Below are 19,485 nucleotides of genomic sequence, written 5' to 3'. Positions count from 1 at the left end.
AACCCCAACTCAAGATGCCCCCGGTCTCTCCCAGGCGTCTCAACCGTCTTTCCAGTCCGTCAGGCCTTCTCCAAGACCACCCAACACCGCCTCAGCAGCGCCGGTGAAGGGGTATTTACGGATTAGGCCCGGGACCTGCAACCCCCATTTTGAAAAAACTTCGCAATTCTCGGCGGAATCATTCCTGTGTTAATAAAAACAATAGGTTAGCTTAACAATTCCCACGATTTTCCCCATTTTTGCGGTATGCGCCGTTCATTTTTCAGGGTCCCTCTACGCGGTGTGGGTGGAATCGTGGCCGCGCGTCTTGGCAAGACCAGGACTCGGACACGACAAACGCCGCCACGGTTTCCCGTGGCGGCGTTGATCATGTGAGCTGTTCCGCCCTCAAGTCAGGTCGAAGCGGTCCGCGTTCATCACCTTGGTCCACGCCGACACAAAGTCACCAACGAATTTGGCGTCGGCATCTTTCTGGCCGTAAACCTCGGCCAGAGCCCGGAGTTGTGAGTTGGAACCGAATACCAGGTCCACCCGGGTTCCGGTCCACTTCACCTCACCCGAAGCCCGATCCCGGCCTTCATACACTCCTTTGGCGTCTGCCGCCGGCTTCCATTCGGTGCCCATGTCCAGCAGATTGACAAAGAAGTCATTGCTCAGAACCCCGACCCGGTCTGTCAGGACGCCATGCGCCGTACCACCGAAATTCGCACCGAGAACGCGCATACCGCCGACCAGGACGGTCATCTCGGGTGCCGACAGGGTCAACAATTGCGCCTTGTCCACCAGCAACTCTTCAGGAGACACGCTGTACTCCTTGCGCTGGTAATTCCGGAACCCATCCGCGATTGGTTCAAGCGGGGCGAAGGACTCGGCATCGGTCTGGTCCTGTGTGGCATCCGTACGGCCGGGCACAAAGGGAACATCGATGTCATGCCCGGCAGCCTTGGCGGCTTTTTCGATCGCCGCAACGCCGCCCAGCACGATTACATCCGCAAGTGAGACCTTCTTGTTGCCGGACTGCGCGGCATTGAACTCGGCTTGTACCGCCGCCAGAGCATCCAGCGCCTTGGACAGTTTCTCGGGCTCGTTGACGTCCCAGTCTTTCTGGGGCGCTAGCCGGATGCGGGCGCCGTTGGCGCCACCGCGCTTGTCCGAGCCGCGGAAGGTCGAAGCTGAGGCCCATGCCGTCGCGACCAGTTCCGACACCGACAGGCCACAATCCAGCAGCCGGGCTTTCAGGTCGGCCACGTCCGCGGCATCGATCAGATCATGGTCCACCGCCGGCACGTTGTCCTGCCAGATGAGCTCTTCTGCTGGCGCCTCGGGACCGATGTAGCGCGCCTTTGGCCCCATATCGCGATGGGTCAGCTTGAACCAAGCGTGAGAGAAGGCGTCGGCGAACTCGTCGGGGTTTTCGTGGAACCGCTTCGAGATCGGCCCATAGATCGGATCCATGCGCATCGCCATGTCGGCGGTGGTCATCATCGTCTTGACCTTTTTCGACGGATCATGCGCAGCTGGTGCCATGTCCTCTTCCTTGACGCCGACCGGCTCCCAGATCCACGCTCCGGCAGGGCTTTTGGTCAGGTTCCAGTCATAACCGAACAGAAGGTCGAAATAGCCATTGTCCCACTTGATCGGGTTCGCGGTCCAGGCGCCCTCGATTCCGCTGGTCGTGGTATCGTCACCCTTGCCTGTGCCGAATTTGTTGATCCAGCCAAAGCCCATCTCTTCGATCGGCGCGGCCTCGGGTTCGGGGCCGACCAGCGCCGGGTCCCCGGCACCATGCGCCTTGCCGAATGTGTGGCCACCGGCAACCAGTGCGACGGTCTCTTCATCGTTCATTGCCATCCGGGCAAAGGTGTCGCGAATGTCACGGCCCGAGGCCAGCACGTCCGGCTCTCCGTCCGGGCCTTCGGGGTTCACATAGATCAGGCCCATCTGCACGGCGGCCAGCGGATCTTCCAGATCGCGCTCGCCCGAGTAGCGGCTGTGCGGGTTTTCGGTCGGGGCCAGCCATTCGGTCTCGGCACCCCAATAGATGTCCTCCTCGGGCGCCCAGATATCTTCCCGGCCGCCGGCAAAGCCGAAGGTCTTGCCGCCCATTGATTCAATGGCGCAGTTGCCGGCCAGGATCATCAGGTCGGCCCACGAAATCTGGTTGCCGTATTTCTGCTTGATCGGCCACAGCAGACGACGGGCCTTGTCGAGGTTGCCGTTGTCCGGCCAGCTGTTGAGCGGCGCGAACCGCTGGTTCCCGGTCGAGGCGCCGCCCCGCCCGTCAGCCGTCCGGTAGGTGCCGGCGCTGTGCCAGGCCATGCGGATGAACAGACCGCCATAATGGCCGTAATCCGCCGGCCACCAATCCTGCGAATCCGTCATCAGGTCATACAAGTCCTGTTTCAACGCGTCATAGTCGATCTTCTTGAACGCGTCGGCATAGTTGAAATCGGCCCCCAGCGGATTCCCGGCCGGCTGGTGCTGGTGCAGGATCGCCAGGTTCAGCTGGTTGGGCCACCAGTCCCGGTTCGATCGGGTTCCGGCGCCGTGCATGATGGGGCATTTGCCCGTGTTGGGGTTGTCGCTTCCGTCCATCTCAATCTCCGATCCTGGCTGGTGTCTGTCTGTTTGCGAGGCAACCGTGCGTATGGCACGTGAAAAAGGGGCGGACCGCAGTCCGCTTGAATACACCGAGTCATAGCAAATCCCAGCCATGAGAAAAAATTTTGTTTTCGGATTGATTTGATAGCTATTGATTATGGCTCTGCCATGATCTTTCAAACCGATCCCCATTCACATGACGCGGCGTTCCCCGCCGCCCCGATTGCGTTTTGCCGCCGGTGCTTCAGACTGCGGGCCGTGACGCGCGACACCGCGCGGGCAACAAGGGAGGATCGCCATGCAATTCGACTACGTCATCGTCGGCGGAGGGTCCGCGGGATGCGTGCTGGCCAACCGTCTGAGCGCCAATCCGGGCACGCGGGTCTGCCTGCTCGAGGCGGGCGGGGGCGGGAACAGCATTCTGGTGCGGATGCCTGCCGCTGTGGTTGCCATGCTGCCGGGGCGACCCAAGATCAACAACTGGGCCTTTGAAACGGTGCCGCAACCGGGGTTGAACGGGCGAACGGGCTATCAGCCGCGTGGCCGGGCCCTGGGCGGGTCAAGCGCGATCAACGCAATGCTCTATGTGCGCGGGCAGCGGCAGGATTATGACGGCTGGGCCGATCTGGGCTGCGAGGGCTGGGACTGGGACAGCGTTCGGCCCTATTTCAAACGGTCCGAGAACAACGAACGCGGCGCGGATGACCTGCATGGCGCCGACGGCCCGCTTCAGGTGTCCGACCAGAAAGAAGAACGCCCGATCACGCGCGCCTTCGTCGAGGCCGCCGCCCAGTTGCAACACAAGGTGACCGACGATTTCAATCGTGGCGACAACGAAGGCGCGGGGCTGTACCAGGTCACCCAGTTCCATGACCCCGCCAAAAACGGCGAGCGGTGCTCGGCCGCCGCAGCCTATCTGTTTCCAGTCATGGACCGGCCCAACCTGACGGTCATCACCGGGGCGCAGGCGCGCGAGATCACCTTTGACGGCCACCGCGCCACGGGCGTGATTTATCGCCAGGGCGGCAAAGGCGCCGATCTCACCGTCACCGCCACGCGCGAGGTTCTGGTCTGCTCGGGCGCGCTGAAATCGCCGCAACTGCTGCAGCTGTCGGGCATCGGCGACCCCGAGGACCTGAGCCCGCATGGAATCGCCGTCCGCCACGCGCTGCCGGGCGTGGGCAAGAACCTGCAGGATCACCTGGATTTCATCCTGGCCTACAAGACAAAGGACACCGACAATTTCGGCATCGGCGCCGCCGGTACGGTGGGGCTGATCAAACACCTTATGCGCTGGCGCAAGACCGGAGTGTCGATGGCTGCCACCCCCTTTGCGGAAGGCGCAGCCTTTCTGAAGACCTCTCCCGATCTGGACCGCCCCGACATCCAGCTGCATTTCACCATCGCGCTGGTGGACGACCACGCGCGCAAACTGCACCTGGGCTACGGGTTCAGCTGCCATATCTGCAAACTGCGCCCCGAAAGCCGCGGCACCGTTTCGCTGCACAGCGCCGACCCCTTTGCCGCCCCGGCGATCGACCCGGCCTATCTGTCCGACCCGCGCGATCTGGACACGATGATCAAGGGCGCGCGGATGACGCGCGAAATCCTCGAGGCTCCGGCCCTCGCCAAATACCGCCACAAGGAAATGTTCGGCACCGACACCGCCCGGACCGACACGGATTGGGAAGGCCACATCCGCGCGCGGGCCGATACGATCTATCACCCCGTGGGCACCTGCAAGATGGGGGTGGATGACATGGCGGTGGTCGATCCGCAGCTGCGCGTGCGTGGGTTGCATGGGCTGCGGGTGGTCGATGCTTCGGTCATGCCGACGCTGGTCTCGGGCAACACCAACGCGCCCACGATCATGATCGCGGAAAAGGCCGCCGACATGATCCTGGCGGATGTGGTCTGATCAACTGCCCTTCAACGCCTGATCCGCGTGCAGCGCCTCAAGGCCCACGCGGTAGTTGGGGTATTTCAACGTCACGCCCAGATCGGTCTTGATCCGGTCGTTCCGAACGCGCTTGTTCTCGTTGTAGAAACTGCGGGCCATCGGCGTCAGGTCGGCCGTGTCGAAATCCACCGCAGGCGGCAGCGGCAGGCCCTGAAGCTGCGCGGCATAGCCGATCACGTCCTGCGGCGGCACCGGTTCGTCATCGCAGACATTGTAGATCGCGCCCGGATCGAGACGGCGCATCGACGCCTCGAGCACCTGTGCGATGTCCTCGACATGAATGCGCGAAAACACCTGCCCCGGCTTGATGATCCGCCGCAGACCGCCTTTTTTCAGCTTGGAAAACGGCCCCCGGCCCGGCCCGTAGATGCCCGCAAGGCGAAAAATGTGCAGCGGCAGGCCGGGGATCGCGGCCCAGTCCTGCTCGGCCCGCAACCGCCAGCGCCCGCGCTCGGCCGTGGGTGTCGCCGGCGTGGTTTCATCGACCCAGTCCCCCTGGTGGTCGCCATAGACGGCGGTGGTCGACAGGTACCCGACCCAGTCGAACTGACCGGCGCGCGCGGCAATCTCATCCCGCAGGGCGGCCAGAACCGGATCTCCCTTGGCCGTGGGCGCGGTCGAGATCAGCAGATGCGTGACCCCGTCCAGATCGGGGGCCTCGCCCGGCCAGACCAGCGGTTCGGCCCCGGCGGCGCGGATGGCGTCCTTCTCGGCGGCATCGCGGGTGGTTCCGACGATGCGCCAACCCTTGGGGGCCAGCCGGCGCGACAGGGCGCGGGCGGTATAGCCGTGCCCGAATGAAAAAAGCGTTCCAGTCATGGTCCCTTGATGATCGCGCCGCGGGCGGGATGCAAGCGCCGGATGGCCGCACTTGATTCGAATCCCCGCCTGCGCCTTCATGGTGTCATGAGTGATGACAAACCCAGCCTGCACGCGGCCTATGCGCTGAAAACTCCGGCAGACAACAAACGGCTCTATGCCGAATGGGCCGGAGATTACGATCGCGGATTCGCCGCGCGCGAGGATTACCAGCTGCATATTCACACCGCCCGCGCTTTTGTCGGCGCAGGGGGACAGGGTCCGGTGCTGGATGTGGGCGCGGGAACCGGCCTGTGCGGCGCGGTTCTGGCCGATCTGGGCGTGGGGCCGATCGATGCCACCGACATCAGCGCCGAGATGCTGGACAAGGCGATGCGCAAGGACATCTACCGCGACGCGATCGAGGCCGACCTGAACGAGGGCATCCCGGTTCCGCGCGAAAGCTATTCGGGCATCGTGTCGTCGGGCACCTTCACCCACGGCCATCTTGGCCCCGAGGTGCTGCCCGCCCTGCTGCGGGTGGCCCGGCCCGGGGCGCAATTCGCCCTGTCGATCAACGCCAAACACTTCGAGGCGCTGGGATTCGCAACCGCCTTCGACAATCTGCAGGCCGAGGGCCGGATCGAACATCTGACCCTGACCCCGGTCCGCATCTATGGCGATCTGGCCGCCGGCCCCAACAAGGACGACACCGCGCTGATCGCCCTGTTCGAGAAATCCTGATCCGACTCAGCGGCCCTTCCAGACCGGGTCACGTTTCTCGGCAAAGGCGCGGGCGCCTTCCAGATTGTCCTCGGAGCCATAGAGCACATCGACCGTGCGCAGCTGACGCTTGGTGATGCGGTTCATGATGTCCTGGAACTTGGAATCTTCGGCCTCGCGAACGATCTCCTTAATCGCGGCATAGACCAGCGGCGGGCCGCTGGCCAGCAGGCGCGCCAGCTCCCATGCCCGGTCCATCAACTGGTCAGCCGGGACGATCTCGTTGACTAGCCCCCAGCGATGCGCCTCTTCGGCGTCGAACCAGCGGCCGGTCAGCAGCAGTTCCATCGCAATGTGATAGGGGATGCGCTTGGGAAGCTTGACGCTGGCCGCGTCCGCCACCGTGCCCGAGCGGATTTCCGGCAGGGCAAAAGTGGCGTGATCGGCGGCCAGAATCATGTCGGCGCTCAGGGCCAGCTCCAGCCCGCCGCCGCAGGCAATCCCGTTCACGGCGGCAATCACCGGCTTGTTCATGTCGCGCAACTCCTGCAGGCCACCGAAACCGCCGACGCCGTAATCGCCGTCCACCGCATCGCCTTCGGCTGCGGCCTTCAGGTCCCAGCCTGGGCAGAAGAACTTCTCGCCGCCCCCCGTCAGGATCGCCACCCGCAGGTCGGGGTCATCGCGAAAGTCGCGGAAGACCTCGCCCATCACCCGGCTGGTCGCCAAGTCGATCGCGTTCGCCTTGGGCCGGTCCAACGTGACCTGAAGGATTGCACCATCGCGGTAGGTTTTGATCGGGTTCATGGTCATGCCTTTCGGATCAGGGCATCAACGGCGACCACACTGTCGGCCGCGCAGATGAGAGGGTTGATTTCAACTTCGTCCACGACCGCCGCGTTGGCAATGACGTAGTTCTGCACCGCCATGGCCACCCGCACGACCGCATCGATATCCACGCCGGGCTTGCCCCGATATCCGCTCAACACGGGCGCACAGGCCAGCTTGCCCAGCGCGTCGCGGACCGCAGACGGCGTGGACGGGATCAGGATCGAGGTCGAGTCGCGCAGGATCTCGGTCAGAACCCCGCCCGCCCCAAGGGTCAGCACATAGCCATGCGCCGGGTCGCGGGTGACGCCGATCAATAGCTCGACAATCCCGGCCGGGGCCATTTCCTCGATCAGAACCTCATCGGTGCCGATTGATCTCGCGACCTCGGGCAGATCTTGTCCAGAAACGCCCAGCCGCACCGCGCCATGTTCGGATTTGTGCGCCAGGCCAACGCCTTTCACCGCAAAGGGTCCGCTCAGACCGTCCACCGCCATTTTCGCCCGATCCGCCCGCGCGACGACCGAGCGGGGAACCGGCACGCCGCAAGCGGCCAGTTCGGCCTTGGCCTGGGCCTCGGTCAGAGCGGTTGTGGCCGCATTGGCGGCGGGCAGCAAAACCGGCTCCTGCGGTTCGGGATGCGGGCGTGCTGCAGCGCGTGTCGCCGCCAGCGCCTCACGCAGCCCGGCAAAAGGCACAACACCGCCCGCCATCAACCGCTCGGCCACGTCCTCGGGCATCAGTTCCGGCAAGGTCGCGGCCACGGCAAAGGGGCGACCGGTTTCGCGCGCGCAGGTCAACGCCGCACGGGTGGCGCAGTCCCAATCGGCGGCATCGGTGTGAGGGTAGTCAACGATCGAGATCGTCATCGCCACATGCGGCCCCGTCATCGCCGACCACGCCCGTGCCATCGCGTCAGCGTCGCGCCAGATATAGGTGTGGTAGTCCAGTGGATTGGCCAGCGCCACCATCGGCCCCAGCGCCGCGCGCAGGCCCGAAACCTGATCTACGGTGAGCGGCGGAAAGTGCAGGCCGGTTCCTTCGGCCATGTCGGCGACCAGGCTGGCCTCGCCACCGGAACAGCTGATCGTCGCCACTCCTGTCCCGTCCAGCGGCCCGGTGACATGCAACAGTTTCAGTGTTTCCAGAAACTCGGGCACGTCCCCCAGCCGCGCGATTCCCAGCCGGTCCAGAAACGCCTGCGCCCCGGCATCACCCCCCGCCAGCGACGCAGTGTGCGAAATGGTCGCCGCCTGCGCCTGTGCTGACCGCCCCACCTTGAGGGCCACGATCGGTACGCCCCGGTCACGCGCCTTGGCCGCCAGCGCTTCCCATTTGCGTAGGTCGCCGAAGCCCTCGACATGCAGGCCGATGGCGGTGATCCGGTCATCCTCCAGCAGCGCCATGGCGATTTCGGCCTGATGGGTTTGCGCTTGATTCCCGCAGGTCAGCATGAAGGCCAGCGGCAGCGCCCGGCGCTGCATGGTCATGTTGATGGCAATGTTCGAGCTTTGCGTCAGAATCGCGACGCCCCTTTCCACCGGGCGCATCCCGTGCTGGTCGGGCCAGATCGCCACCCGGTCCAACCCGTTGACGAAGCCGTAACAGTTGGGACCGAGGATCGGCATGTCCCCCGCCGCAGCGACCAGTTGCGCCTGCAGATCGGCCCCGTCGGCGTCCTCGGCCAGCGCTTCGGTAAAGCCCGAGGCGAAACACACCGCCCCGCCCGCGCCGATGCGGGACAGAACCTCGACCGCCTCGATGGTGGCGCGGCGATTGATGCCGACAAAGGCCGCGTCGGGCGCTTGGGGCAGGTCTTCGACCCTGGCAAAGACGCGCTCGCCCGCCACCTCGTCGGCCTTGGGATGCACCGGCCAGACAGGGCCGGTGAACCCTAGTTTTCGCACCTGGCGGATGACCTCGGCGCACCATGCGCCCCCGCCAATCACCGCCAGCGAGCGGAACCCCAGCATCCGCCTCAGCGCGGCGAGCTTTCCCGGCGCGAGCGCACCCGCCGCGCCGCTGAGGCCCGGCGTCATGTTCACGCCCCCAACGCGCGCAGCAGGTCGCGGCTGATGATGTGGCGCTGGATCTCGCTGGTGCCGTCCCAGATCCGTTCCACCCGCGCATCCCGCCAGAACCGTTCCAGCGGATAGTCATCCATCAGACCCATCCCGCCATGCACCTGGATCGCCGCATCGGTCACCCGCGCCAGCATTTCCGAGGCATAGAGCTTGGCCGAGGCGATCTCGCGGTTGGCGGGCAGGCCCTTGTCCAGCCGGTCGGCGGCGGCCAGGGTCAGCAGGTCGGCGGCGTCGATCTCGGTGATCATGTCGGCGATCTGAAAGCTGACGCCCTGAAACTTGCCGATCTTCTGGCCAAACTGTTCGCGGGTGGCGGCATAGTCCAGCGCATAGTCGAAGGCCCGGCGGGCGCGGCCCACGCACATGGCCGCCACGGTGATGCGAGTGGCATACAGCCAGGTGTTCATCACCTCGAACCCGCCATCGACCTCGCCCAGCACCTGCGCGTCGGGCAGGCGGCAGTCGTCGAAATCCAGCACCATGTTCTTGTAACCGCGATGACTGACCGATTTGTAGCCGTCGCGGATGGTGAAGCCCGGCGTGCCGCGATCGACCAGAAAGGCGGTGATGCGCTTCTTGGGACCTTTCGGCGTCTGATCCTCGCCCGTGGCGATGAAGACGATGATGAAATCGGCATGTTCCGCGCCCGAGATGAAATGCTTGGTGCCGTTCACCACCCAATCGCCGCCGTCACGCACGGCCGAGCATTTCATGCCCCGCACGTCCGAACCCGCGCCCGGTTCTGTCATCGCCAGCGCGTCCATTTTCTCGCCGCGCACGGCGGGCATCAGATAGCGTTCGATCTGATCCCCCTGACAGGCCATCAGGATGTTCTGCGGCCGCCCGAAGAAATGGTTCAGTGCCATCGACCCACGGCCCAGTTCGCGCTCGACCAGCGCGAATTCCAGGTGGTTCAGCCCGGCGCAGCCCACGCTTTCGGGAAAGTTGCAGGCATAGAAGCCCAGCTCGATCGTCTTGCGCTTGATCTCGTCGGCGATCTCTTTCGGCACCTCTCCGGTGCGCTCGACCAGCTCTTCGTGGGGATAGATTTCTTTCTCCACAAAGCTGCGGACGGTCGAGACGATCATCTCCTGCTCGTCGGTCAGGCCATATTGCATCGCGGGTCTCCGGTTTCTGGGCGTGCGACAATCCTGACGTGGCTTGAGGTCGCAATAGTGCAGAACTAGACTTCAATCATGCAGAAATGGACCAAATCACCCGCCGCACTGCAGCGATTCGGGGTACTTCTGTTCGACGGGTTCTCGAACCATTGCCTGGCCAACACGGTCGAGCCGCTGCGCGCGGCCAACACGTTGTCGGGGCAGCGACTGTATGACTGGCAATTCCTGTCACTGGATCCGAGGCCGGTCACGTCGTCCTCAGGGTTGCAGGTGGCACCCCATGCGGCGCTTACGGATGCGGATGGGGATATGCTGCTGGTGATGCCCTCCTACGGGTTTCAAGCACATGGTGGTTGGCGCACCCAGGCGGGGTTGCGTGCGGCGACGCGGCGCTTTCGCACCCTCGCCGGGCTGGACACCGGCAGTTGGTTGCTGGCCCAGGCCGGATTGCTGAACGGCCACCGCGCCACGATCCATTGGGAGGAACTGACCGCGTTCACCGAGCGATTCCCCGAAGTCGAGACCTGCCGCGAGCGCTATGTCATCGACGGTGACCGCATCACCTGCTCGGGCGCCATGGCCGCCTTTGATCTGGTGATGCACCTGATCGGGCAGGATCACGGTCAGGCGCTGGCACTGGAAGTCGCGCAGCTGTTCATGACGCGCGACTCCGCCCGGTCACATTCCGGCGGCGCAGGCTCGGCCAATTCGCATGTCAACAAGGCGCTGGCACTGATGCAGGAAAATCTCGAGACCCCTCTGCCGATCCCCGAGATCGCCCGGCGCGTGGGACGGTCGCAAAAAGCACTGGAGTCCCGGATGCGGGCGGACCTGGGGGCCGGGCCGGCCAAGGTCTATCGTCGGATGCGGCTGAACCTTGCGCGCAAGCTGGCCGCAGAAACCGACCTGAGTATCTCCGAAATCGCTCTGCGCGCGGGCTATGAGGACCCCAGCGCACTGACCCGCGCCTTTCGGGCCGAGTTCGGTCTCAGTCCACGAGCCCTGCGCAGCCGGGCCCGCTAGGTATACATATGTTTCTTGTAGGCCCGCGTCCGCGTCGTCGCCTCGGCCGACCCGTCGTGGTAGGTGCCGAACCACTTGTCGAACGGGATCTCGGACGTGCCGTAGTTGCACTCGAAATACCGGTGGTGCAGCTGGTGAAAGAAATCGCCTGCCCGCGCGGCATCCGTGTCCCCTGCTTTCAGCTTTTCGAACCCCGAATGGGACAGGACCGGGCTGATCTGCTGGAAATAGACATGAAACAGCAGATGCAACGGGTTTGAGGGCACGATCAGGTGGATGAAATAGGTCGTGAAATACAGCAGATTCTCGTACCAGTGGTTCGAGATGCCCGACCACGGCCCAACATTGACGTTGCGGTGATGAACGGCGTGCACATGCTTGTACAGTTTCGGGTGATGCTCCAGCCGGTGCACCCAATAGAAATGCAGACCCGACCACATCGGAATGAACAGCATCCAGACCACGCACCAGACCGGCGCGCTGGCCCAAGTGACCGTTGGCGCATACCCGTTGGCCATCGCCCAGTAGATACCCCATTGATAGACGGTCGCCACCGTCATGGCGCTGCCCAGGGTCCACCAGATGTTGTCCCAGACCTGATTGCGGAAGGTGAAGGTTCCGTTGTCGCGGGTCAGGTCGCGGCGATCGAACTTTTTGTACATACCCTGCCCCTTGCGCATGTAGAGCCACCAATGCAGCCCACCCGCAACAAGGATCTGAGGCACCATGTTCAGCAGCCAGACGCGGAACATCCAGCCGGGCGCAAAGCTTTGCATCGCCTCGAGCGGCGGCAGGAACAGCACATAAGCAATCACGGCCAGCCCCATGCACAGGGTCAGCGCTGTGATCGGCAGCCACGCCCCGGAATACCATTTCAAAACGGCGATCGGGCGCGGTGGCCAACTGAACAAAGGGTTCAACGCAACAGGGTCAGACGGCCGATAGTGCCAGCGGGCGGCTTCGGGATCATGCGGGGCATCGGTCATGACAAAACCCTCTAGGTGGCGTAGTCCGAGCCTTCCGCATCCAGAACGGCCTTTATTTCGCGCAGATGCGCCTCGGCCTGCCCCGGGTAGTCATCCAGCTCCTGCGCGGTCTTTTCGGCGATCTCGTCCGAAAGCACACGCAACGGCCGGCCCGTCTGAAGGGCGCGTACATAGGTCTCGGCGGCGCGCTCGAAATAATAGAGTCTGTTAAAGGCATCTGCTGCATTGTTGCCAATCACCAGCACACCGTGGTTGCCCATGATCATGACCTTCTTTTTCGGGTCTTGCAGCATTGTCGCGCAACGCTCACCCTCGCTTTCAAAGGCCAAACCGCCGAATTCGTCATCAATGACATAGCGGTTGAAAAAGGTTGCGGTGTTCTGGTCGATCGGCGGCAGGTTGCTGTCGGCCAAGGAGGCCAGGACGGTGGCAAAAATCGAATGCACATGCATCACGCAACGCGCATGCGGGCATCTCCGGTGAATCGATCCATGCAGACCCCATGCGGTCGGGTCCGGTGCTCCGGGCTTGTTCATCGTGTCGGGATCGTTGGCATCCAGCAGCAGAAGGTCCGAGGCGCGGATGCGCGCGAAATGCATCTGGTTCGGGTTCATCAGGAACTGCGTGCCATCCTCGTTCACGGCAAGGCTGAAGTGATTGGCGACCGCTTCGTGCATGTTCGACCGCTCGGTCCAGCGGAAGGCGGCGGCCATGTCCACGCGCTCCTGCCAATGGTCGATATTCGGCTTCAGATTGGTGACGCTCATCCGGGGGCTCCATTCGGCTTGGACAGGTGGCTGGTGAAAACCGTGCCGGGCCGGGGCGCAATTGACCAACGAAAAAATTGGCGTTTTGGCATTAGCTGAACTTATGATTGGATTATGAAACCCCGGACTCCCCTTCCCCCGCTTGGCTGGCTGCGCACCTTCGAGGCCGCCGCCCGACACCTGTCGTTCACCGGCGCGGCGCGCGATCTGAACATGACGCAAAGCGCCGTCAGCCAGCAGATCAAATCGCTCGAGGGCTATCTGGGCCAGCCCCTGTTTCACCGGCGCCCCCGCGCATTGGAACTGACCGAGGCCGGAATCACCTATCTGCCCGTGGTACGCGAAGCGTTCCGGACGCTGGTGCGCGGCACCCAGGCCGTAACCGGGCAGCAGGAAAATACCGTACAGGTGCAGTGCAACATCACCTTTTCGGTGAACTGGCTGGCCCCCCGCCTGCCCGCGTTCCGTGCGCTGCACCCCGATGTCCACCTGAACATCTTCACCGAGTTGTGGGAGCCGCGCGAGATGGCCGAAGGCGCGGCGGTCGAGATCCGCTATTCCCTGCGCCCGGCCGACACGGTCCGCACCGAGCTTTTGCGCAGCGATCACTACTACCCCGTCTGTGCCCCCGACTATCCGGTCACGCTGGAAACCCTTCAGCAGCAACCGCTGTATGATTGCTCAAACCTGCTGTCGAACTGGGCCAGCTGGGCCGAAGATCAGGGTCTAAACTGGGAAAATTCGCCGATTACCTATGCCACGACCTATATGGTCGGCCTGTCCGTCGCGATGGCCGGCGGCGGGCTGTGCCTGGCCCATGACACCATCGCAAAGCGCCTGCTGGACAAAGGCCGCCTGGTCGCACCCTTTGAACATCGCGCGCCGATGCCCGAAGCCTATTACCTGCTGCTGTCGCCCCAGGCCGAGGAGACCCCGGGTGCCGTGGCCTTTGCCGAGTGGATCAGGGCGGAAATCGCGGCCGAGCAACACCGCGCCTGACTTTCAGCCGTCTTTGGGGCGGCTGGCAACCCAGGCATAGCCGTTCTCGCACAGGATATAGGTCTCGCGCAGACCGTGGGGCTTGTCGGTCGGCACCTGCAGCACGACCGCGCCTGCGGACCTGGCGCGCTCCGCCGCCTTGTCCGGGTCGGTGTCGTACAGGTGAATCTCGATCCCGCCACCGCGTGGGGGCGTTTCGGGAACCAGCCCCAGCAGCGGGTTGGAATGATAGGTGCCGTCCGAATGCAGCTGAAACACCTGATCGCCATAGGTGACGATGGCAAAATCCGCCGTCACCTGATGGGATTTCAGGCCAAAAACAGTCTCCAAAAAAGCGCATTCCGCCGGGACATCTCGCACCAGCAGGTTCAGCCCGATCCCGCGCAGGCTGCGGCCAAAACTGTCCGCATCTATGGTTTCGTAATCCATGTCGCTACCAGACCCCGCATCGCAGCGCGGATCAAGCATTTGCTGCCCCGCGCCCGGTCGGATGACGGTTTCATGAAGGTGGCACGGCAGGGGTTGCACCTTCCGATGCATTCGGGAAAGTTGTGCCATGGAATACGCACCCTTCCCCTCTTGGCCCGACGTCGCCCCCCGCCTGATCGCCGTTGCCGCTGGCCGCGAAGCCGCCGACATGGTCATTCGCGGCGGGATCTGGATCAACGTGCACAGCCGCGAGGCGCTGCCCGATCACTCCATCGCCATCGCCGCCGGACGCGTGGCCTATGTCGGCCCCGACGCCAGCCACTGCATCGGCCCCGACACGCAGATCATCGAGGCCAAGGGCCGCTACATGATCCCCGGCCTGTGCGACGCGCATATGCACATCGAATCCGGCATGCTGACCCCGGCCGAGTTCGCGCGCGCGGTGATCCCGCATGGCACCACCTCGATGTTCACCGACCCGCATGAGATCGCCAACGTGCTGGGGCTGGACGGCGTGCGGATGATGCATGACGAGGCGCTGATGCAGCCGGTCAACATCTTCACCCAGATGCCGTCCTGCGCGCCCTCGGCGCCCGGGCTGGAAACCACCGGCTACGAGATCACCGCCGAAGACGTGGCCGAGGCGATGACCTGGCCCGGCATCATCGGGCTGGGCGAGATGATGAACTTTCCCGGCGTGATCAACGCCGACCCAAAGATGCTGGCCGAAATCGCGGCGACCCAGCGCGCGGGCAAGACCGTGGGCGGACACTACGCTTCCCCTGATTTAGGGCCTGATTTTGCCGCCTATGTCGCCGGCGGCCCGGCGGATGACCACGAAGGCACCTGCGAGGCCGACGCCATTGCCCGCGTGCGGCAGGGGATGCGGTCGATGATGCGGTTGGGCTCGGCCTGGTATGACGTGGAAAGCCAGATCACCGCCGTCACCGAAAAGGGGCTGGACCCGCGCAACTTCATCCTGTGCACCGATGACTGTCACTCGGGCACGCTGGTGAACGAGGGCCACATGAACCGCGTCGTCCGCCATGGCATCGCCTGCGGCTGCGACCCGCTGATCGCATTGCAGATGGCCACGATCAACACCGCCACCCATTTCGGGCTGGAGCGTGAGATCGGCTCGATCACGCCGGGCCGCCGGGCGGACGTGATCCTCAGTTCGGACCTGACCGACCTGCCGATCGAGATGGTCATCGCGCGCGGACAGGTGGTGGCCGAGAACGGCGCGATCAAGGTGGATTGCCCGCACTACGACTGGCCCGACCGGGCGCGCAACACGGTGCATCTGGGCCATGCCCTGACCGCCGCCGATTTCGAGGTCCCCGCGCCCGACGGCGCCAACCGCGTGCGTGCCAACGTGATCGGCGTGGTCGAGAACCAAGCCCCCACCCAGGCGCTGAAGGCCGAGCTGCCCATTATCGGCGGGCTGGTCGAGGGCGAAGGCGATGTCTGCCAGATCGCGCTGGTCGAACGGCACCGGGCCACGGGCGGTGTCACCAACGCCTTCGTGTCCGGCTTTGGCTACCAGGGCCGGATGGCCATGGCCTCGACCGTGGCACATGACAGCCACCACATGATCGTGGTCGGCACCGACCGCGATCAGATGGCGCTGGCCGCCAATCGTCTGGCCGAAGTGGGCGGCGGCATAACCATCTTCCGTGATGGCGAAGAGCTGGCGCTGGTCGAACTGCCCATCGCCGGCCTGATGTCCGACAGCCCGGCCGCGGACGTCGCGGCCAAGGCGCAGAAGATGGTCGAGGCGATGCAGGCCTGCGGCTGTCAGCTGAACAACGCCTACATGCAGCATTCGCTGCTGGCCCTTGTCGTCATCCCCGAACTGCGGATATCCGATCTGGGACTGGTGGATGTCCGCACATTCGAAAAAATTGACCTTTTGGAACCCCTCGCATGACAAAAATAACAACGCCCGACCCACGGGACCCCGAGATTTTCACCGATGCCGCCGCGGCCGTTGCCCGGCTGGAAGAGCTGTACAACGAGGCCACCGCCTTTCTGTGCGACAGCTTTGCCGAGGCCATGGAAAGCGGTACGCCCAAGGTCCGATACAGAGCCTATTACCCGGAAATTCGTATCCGTACGGCGTCTTACGCGCATGTGGACAGCCGCCTGAGCTTTGGTCACGTGTCCGAGCCGGGGGTACATGCCACTACCGTGACCCGGCCGGATCTGTTCCGGTCCTACCTCACGCAGCAGATCGCGCTGCTGATCAAGAACCACAACCAGCCGGTGACCATCGGCCCCTCGACCACGCCGATGCCGGTGCATTTCGCCGTGGCCGGCAACCCCGATCTGGTGGTCCCTCATCAGGGTGCTGCCGGGTTCACCCTGCGCGACGTGTTCGACGTGCCCGATCTGACAACCACCAATGACGACATTGTCAACGGCGTGCACGAACCGCAGGATGGCGTCGGCCCGCTGGCCTTGTTCACCGCCCAGCGCATCGACTATTCTCTGGCCCGGCTGGCCCACTATACCGCCACCGATCCGGACCATTTCCAGAACCACGTTCTGTTCACCAACTACCAGTTCTACGTCTCGGAATTCGAAAACTACGCCCGCGCGCAACTGGCCGACCCCGACAGCGGCTATACCAGTTTCGTCTCGACCGGGAATGTCGAGATCACCGACCCCGACGCGCCGCTGGAACAGCCGCTGAAACTGCCGCAGATGCCGACCTATCACCTGAAACGCGCCGACGGGTCGGGGATCACGCTGGTCAATATCGGCGTCGGGCCATCGAACGCCAAGACCGCCACCGACCACATCGCGGTGCTGCGCCCACATGCCTGGCTGATGGTCGGCCACTGCGCGGGGCTGCGCAACACGCAGGCCCTGGGGGATTTCGTGCTGGCCCATGCCTATCTGCGCGAAGACAAGGTGCTGGATGACGATCTGCCCGTCTGGGTGCCGATCCCGCCGCTGGCCGAAGTTCAGGTCGCGCTGGAACGCGCCGTAGCCGAAGTGACCGAGCTGGAAGGCTATGAGCTGAAGCGGATCATGCGCACCGGCACGGTGGCTTCGGTCGACAACCGTAACTGGGAACTGCGCGACCAATCCGGCCCGGTGCAACGGCTGAGCCAGTCGCGCGCCATCGCGCTGGATATGGAAAGCGCCACGATCGCCGCAAACGGCTATCGGTTCCGTGTGCCCTACGGCACCTTGCTGTGCGTATCCGACAAACCGTTGCATGGCGAATTGAAGTTGCCCGGCATGGCGTCCGAGTTCTATACAACTCAGGTCAGCCGCCATCTGGCGATCGGAATCCGGGCGATGGAACACCTGCGAGGCATGCCACTGGAACGTTTGCACAGCCGGAAACTGCGCTCGTTCGACGAAACGGCCTTCCTCTGACGCAAAAAAGCAACGAAATCCCCATATTTTTTGGGGTTTCGGTGCTACTATTCGTTGTGTTCGCCCACAATATCCCGTTACAGTTACGCGGTGAGGCCCAATAGATCGGGCACGTTAAGGAGACCAAGAAATGGCAAAGCCTATGACGAAGACTCAGCTGGTTGCTGCTCTCGCTGAGGAAATGGGAACCGACAAGAAATCCGCGAACGCGGCGCTGGAGGCGATCACTGGCCTGATCACCCGCGAAGTTTCGGCCGGAGGCGCTGTGACCCTGCCGGGCGTCGGCAAGATCTACTGCCGCGAGCGCCCCGAGCGTCAGGTTCGCAACCCGGCCACTGGTGAGACCTTCACCAAAGAAGCCGACAAGGTTGTGAAGATGACCATCGCCAAGGCCCTGAAGGACAGCGTCAACAGCTGATCCGCGCCTTAGGGAAAACGATCAAGGGCCGCGATTTCGCGGCCCTTTTTCTTTGGTATTTGTTTACCGGGTCCGGCGGGCCGAGGTCAGTGAACAGTCTCGACCTTGTGGAAATCCAGATCCCGATCTTCGGGCATCGAGTCGATGCTCATCACCTCTGTGCGCTTGACGATCAGGACATAGACCACGCAGGCGAGGTAGAGGCCAACCACCACGGCGCCGATCCACTGAATCTGCAGCCACTGGCTCTGGAACAGAAGCGTCAGCACAAACAGAAGCACCACATTGCCGGCAACATAGGCCGTCTTACCGAAGCGTTCGACCGTCATGTTCAGGTTGTCGGTATAGAGCCTGATCAGCGAGTCCAGTGAGTTAATCACGAAGGTCACGCCGACGATCACCATCGCGATGTTGGTGATGCCTGCGGTGCTGATGCCGTTCAGGTGATAGTAGTAAAGCACGCTGAACCAGATCGCCAAGGGGATCGACGGAAAGATCAGCAACGCCGCCAGCAATTGCCAGGTGGTCAGCCCTCCGACAAAGCGCGAGGTGAACTGACCGATCATGATCGACCAGGCAAACCACCAAAACAGGTAGAAGGCGTGATAGTCGGTCAGAGGCAGTATGAACTTGTGGATATTGGCGAAATACGCCCCGATATTGCTGCTGGTTTCCACGAAACCCGCAACGCCCATACCGGCCGCGGCCCACATGCCAAGGATCAGCGCCAGAAACAGAAACGTCGAGCCGACAGAAAGAATCCGCACGTATTTGAGGTCAGTCGAAGAATAGGCTGCGGCCAGAATGACGACAAACACGATAATGTAAAACGTGGTCACTACGGACTCGCCATCGCCAACTTCGGGCAGGTATCCGGGCAGGTAGATCAGGAACAGGCTGGCGGTGAAAGCGCAGGTCCCGATGATCACCACATTGTTGATCAGCTTGACCACCGGGATTTCAAAGAACTGCACTCGGGGCTCGATGACGCAGAAATAGAAGGCCGTCAGGAAATAGAAGGCCCAGATCAGGAAACCCCAGAACCCGAACTCGATCGCCAGCGGGTTTGCGAACGCATAGGCCGGATCTTCGGCATAGCCTCCGAATTCGGTGAGCGGGAACATGATCAGCCCGACATCCAGGCCGGATGTGAACAGGATCGCGATGAAAGTGAACAGATGTACAGGTGTCACGCCCACGCTCCGCAGGTTCCACCATTTCACGACGAAGAACGCTACCAGCCCAAGAGCAAGCAGGACCCCGAATGACAGGATGTATTCCAATAGCACCGACAAACCTCCCTTTAGATGTCAGATCACCGAGCGGATATCTTTAATTGGCCAGTCAATCAATAAAAC

16 protein-coding genes are annotated in these 19,485 nt (G+C 63.2%); 7 read left to right on the top strand and 9 right to left on the bottom strand.

What is annotated here, in order from left to right; all coding sequences use genetic code 11:
- Nucleotides 1-387: 387 nt before the first annotated feature.
- Nucleotides 388-2,595, bottom strand: coding sequence for a catalase/peroxidase HPI (gene katG / locus ACR0BA_RS18315; protein ID WP_480729336.1), 2,208 nt, complete (start codon nt 2,593-2,595; stop codon nt 388-390).
- 304 nt (nt 2,596-2,899) lie between these two features.
- On the opposite strand from katG, the gene ACR0BA_RS18310 reads away from it, so the two are divergent.
- Complete coding sequence (locus ACR0BA_RS18310; protein WP_480729334.1) at nt 2,900-4,519, top strand: GMC family oxidoreductase; 1,620 nt, start codon at nt 2,900-2,902, stop codon at nt 4,517-4,519.
- On the opposite strand, the gene ACR0BA_RS18305 is transcribed toward ACR0BA_RS18310, so the two are convergent.
- A complete protein-coding gene (locus ACR0BA_RS18305) occupies nt 4,520-5,380 on the bottom strand; it encodes an SDR family oxidoreductase (protein ID WP_480729332.1) in 861 nt (286 codons plus the stop codon).
- 42 nt (nt 5,381-5,422) lie between these two features.
- Here ACR0BA_RS18305 and ACR0BA_RS18300 point away from each other — a divergent pair, with 42 nt between their 5' ends.
- Nucleotides 5,423-6,103: a class I SAM-dependent DNA methyltransferase gene (locus ACR0BA_RS18300; RefSeq protein WP_480729331.1), complete on the top strand. Its 681-nt coding sequence runs from the start codon at nt 5,423-5,425 to the stop codon at nt 6,101-6,103.
- A gap of 6 nt (nt 6,104-6,109) precedes the next feature.
- On the opposite strand, the gene ACR0BA_RS18295 is transcribed toward ACR0BA_RS18300, so the two are convergent.
- The 3 genes from ACR0BA_RS18295 to ACR0BA_RS18285 are packed head-to-tail and all read right to left on the bottom strand — an operon-like array spanning nt 6,110 to nt 10,112.
- Nucleotides 6,110-6,889 carry a carnitinyl-CoA dehydratase gene (locus ACR0BA_RS18295; protein WP_437342537.1) on the bottom strand — a complete coding sequence of 260 codons (780 nt, stop codon included), beginning with the start codon at nt 6,887-6,889 and terminating at the stop codon, nt 6,110-6,112.
- Between the two features lie 2 nt (nt 6,890-6,891).
- Nucleotides 6,892-8,949, bottom strand: coding sequence for an acetate--CoA ligase family protein (locus tag ACR0BA_RS18290; protein ID WP_480729329.1), 2,058 nt, complete (start codon nt 8,947-8,949; stop codon nt 6,892-6,894).
- Nucleotides 8,950-8,951: 2 nt separating this feature from the next.
- A complete protein-coding gene (locus ACR0BA_RS18285; RefSeq protein WP_170456899.1) occupies nt 8,952-10,112 on the bottom strand; it encodes an acyl-CoA dehydrogenase family protein in 1,161 nt (386 codons plus the stop codon).
- Nucleotides 10,113-10,190: 78 nt separating this feature from the next.
- On the opposite strand from ACR0BA_RS18285, the gene ACR0BA_RS18280 reads away from it, so the two are divergent.
- The gene (locus tag ACR0BA_RS18280) at nt 10,191-11,138 is read left to right on the top strand and encodes a GlxA family transcriptional regulator (protein WP_480729328.1); all 948 of its coding nucleotides are present in this window, start codon (nt 10,191-10,193) and stop codon (nt 11,136-11,138) included.
- Here ACR0BA_RS18280 and ACR0BA_RS18275 read toward each other — a convergent pair.
- Nucleotides 11,135-12,124 (bottom strand): sterol desaturase family protein, encoded by a 990-nt coding sequence (locus tag ACR0BA_RS18275; protein ID WP_480729326.1) that lies wholly within the window; start codon nt 12,122-12,124, stop codon nt 11,135-11,137. The two genes, ACR0BA_RS18280 and ACR0BA_RS18275, sit on opposite strands and share 4 nt — an antisense overlap.
- An 11-nt stretch (nt 12,125-12,135) precedes the next feature.
- Nucleotides 12,136-12,891 (bottom strand): class II aldolase and adducin N-terminal domain-containing protein, encoded by a 756-nt coding sequence (locus tag ACR0BA_RS18270; protein WP_170360988.1) that lies wholly within the window; start codon nt 12,889-12,891, stop codon nt 12,136-12,138.
- A 114-nt stretch (nt 12,892-13,005) separates the two neighbouring features.
- On the opposite strand from ACR0BA_RS18270, the gene ACR0BA_RS18265 reads away from it, so the two are divergent.
- On the top strand, nt 13,006-13,890 hold the full coding sequence (locus ACR0BA_RS18265; protein ID WP_480729324.1) for a LysR substrate-binding domain-containing protein: 885 nt from the start codon (nt 13,006-13,008) through the stop codon (nt 13,888-13,890).
- Nucleotides 13,891-13,893: 3 nt separating this feature from the next.
- On the opposite strand, the gene ACR0BA_RS18260 is transcribed toward ACR0BA_RS18265, so the two are convergent.
- Nucleotides 13,894-14,319 (bottom strand): VOC family protein, encoded by a 426-nt coding sequence (locus ACR0BA_RS18260; protein WP_480729343.1) that lies wholly within the window; start codon nt 14,317-14,319, stop codon nt 13,894-13,896.
- 127 nt (nt 14,320-14,446) lie between these two features.
- Here ACR0BA_RS18260 and ade point away from each other — a divergent pair, with 127 nt between their 5' ends.
- From ade to ACR0BA_RS18245, 3 genes are all read left to right on the top strand, one after another.
- Nucleotides 14,447-16,249, top strand: coding sequence for an adenine deaminase (gene ade, locus ACR0BA_RS18255; protein ID WP_480729322.1), 1,803 nt, complete (start codon nt 14,447-14,449; stop codon nt 16,247-16,249).
- Nucleotides 16,246-17,709: an AMP nucleosidase gene (locus ACR0BA_RS18250; protein WP_170438827.1), complete on the top strand. Its 1,464-nt coding sequence runs from the start codon at nt 16,246-16,248 to the stop codon at nt 17,707-17,709. The genes ade and ACR0BA_RS18250 overlap by 4 nt, the downstream gene beginning before the upstream one ends.
- A gap of 130 nt (nt 17,710-17,839) precedes the next feature.
- Nucleotides 17,840-18,127 (top strand): HU family DNA-binding protein, encoded by a 288-nt coding sequence (locus ACR0BA_RS18245; protein ID WP_170340577.1) that lies wholly within the window; start codon nt 17,840-17,842, stop codon nt 18,125-18,127.
- An 86-nt stretch (nt 18,128-18,213) separates the two neighbouring features.
- On the opposite strand, the gene ACR0BA_RS18240 is transcribed toward ACR0BA_RS18245, so the two are convergent.
- The gene (locus tag ACR0BA_RS18240) at nt 18,214-19,410 is read right to left on the bottom strand and encodes a BCCT family transporter (protein WP_480729342.1); all 1,197 of its coding nucleotides are present in this window, start codon (nt 19,408-19,410) and stop codon (nt 18,214-18,216) included.
- Nucleotides 19,411-19,485 lie beyond the last annotated feature (75 nt).

Source organism: Ruegeria sp. CI5, assembly GCF_056536885.1.
The sequence above is the reverse complement of the archived record's forward strand: the minus strand, read 5'-3'. Positions and strand labels throughout refer to the sequence as shown.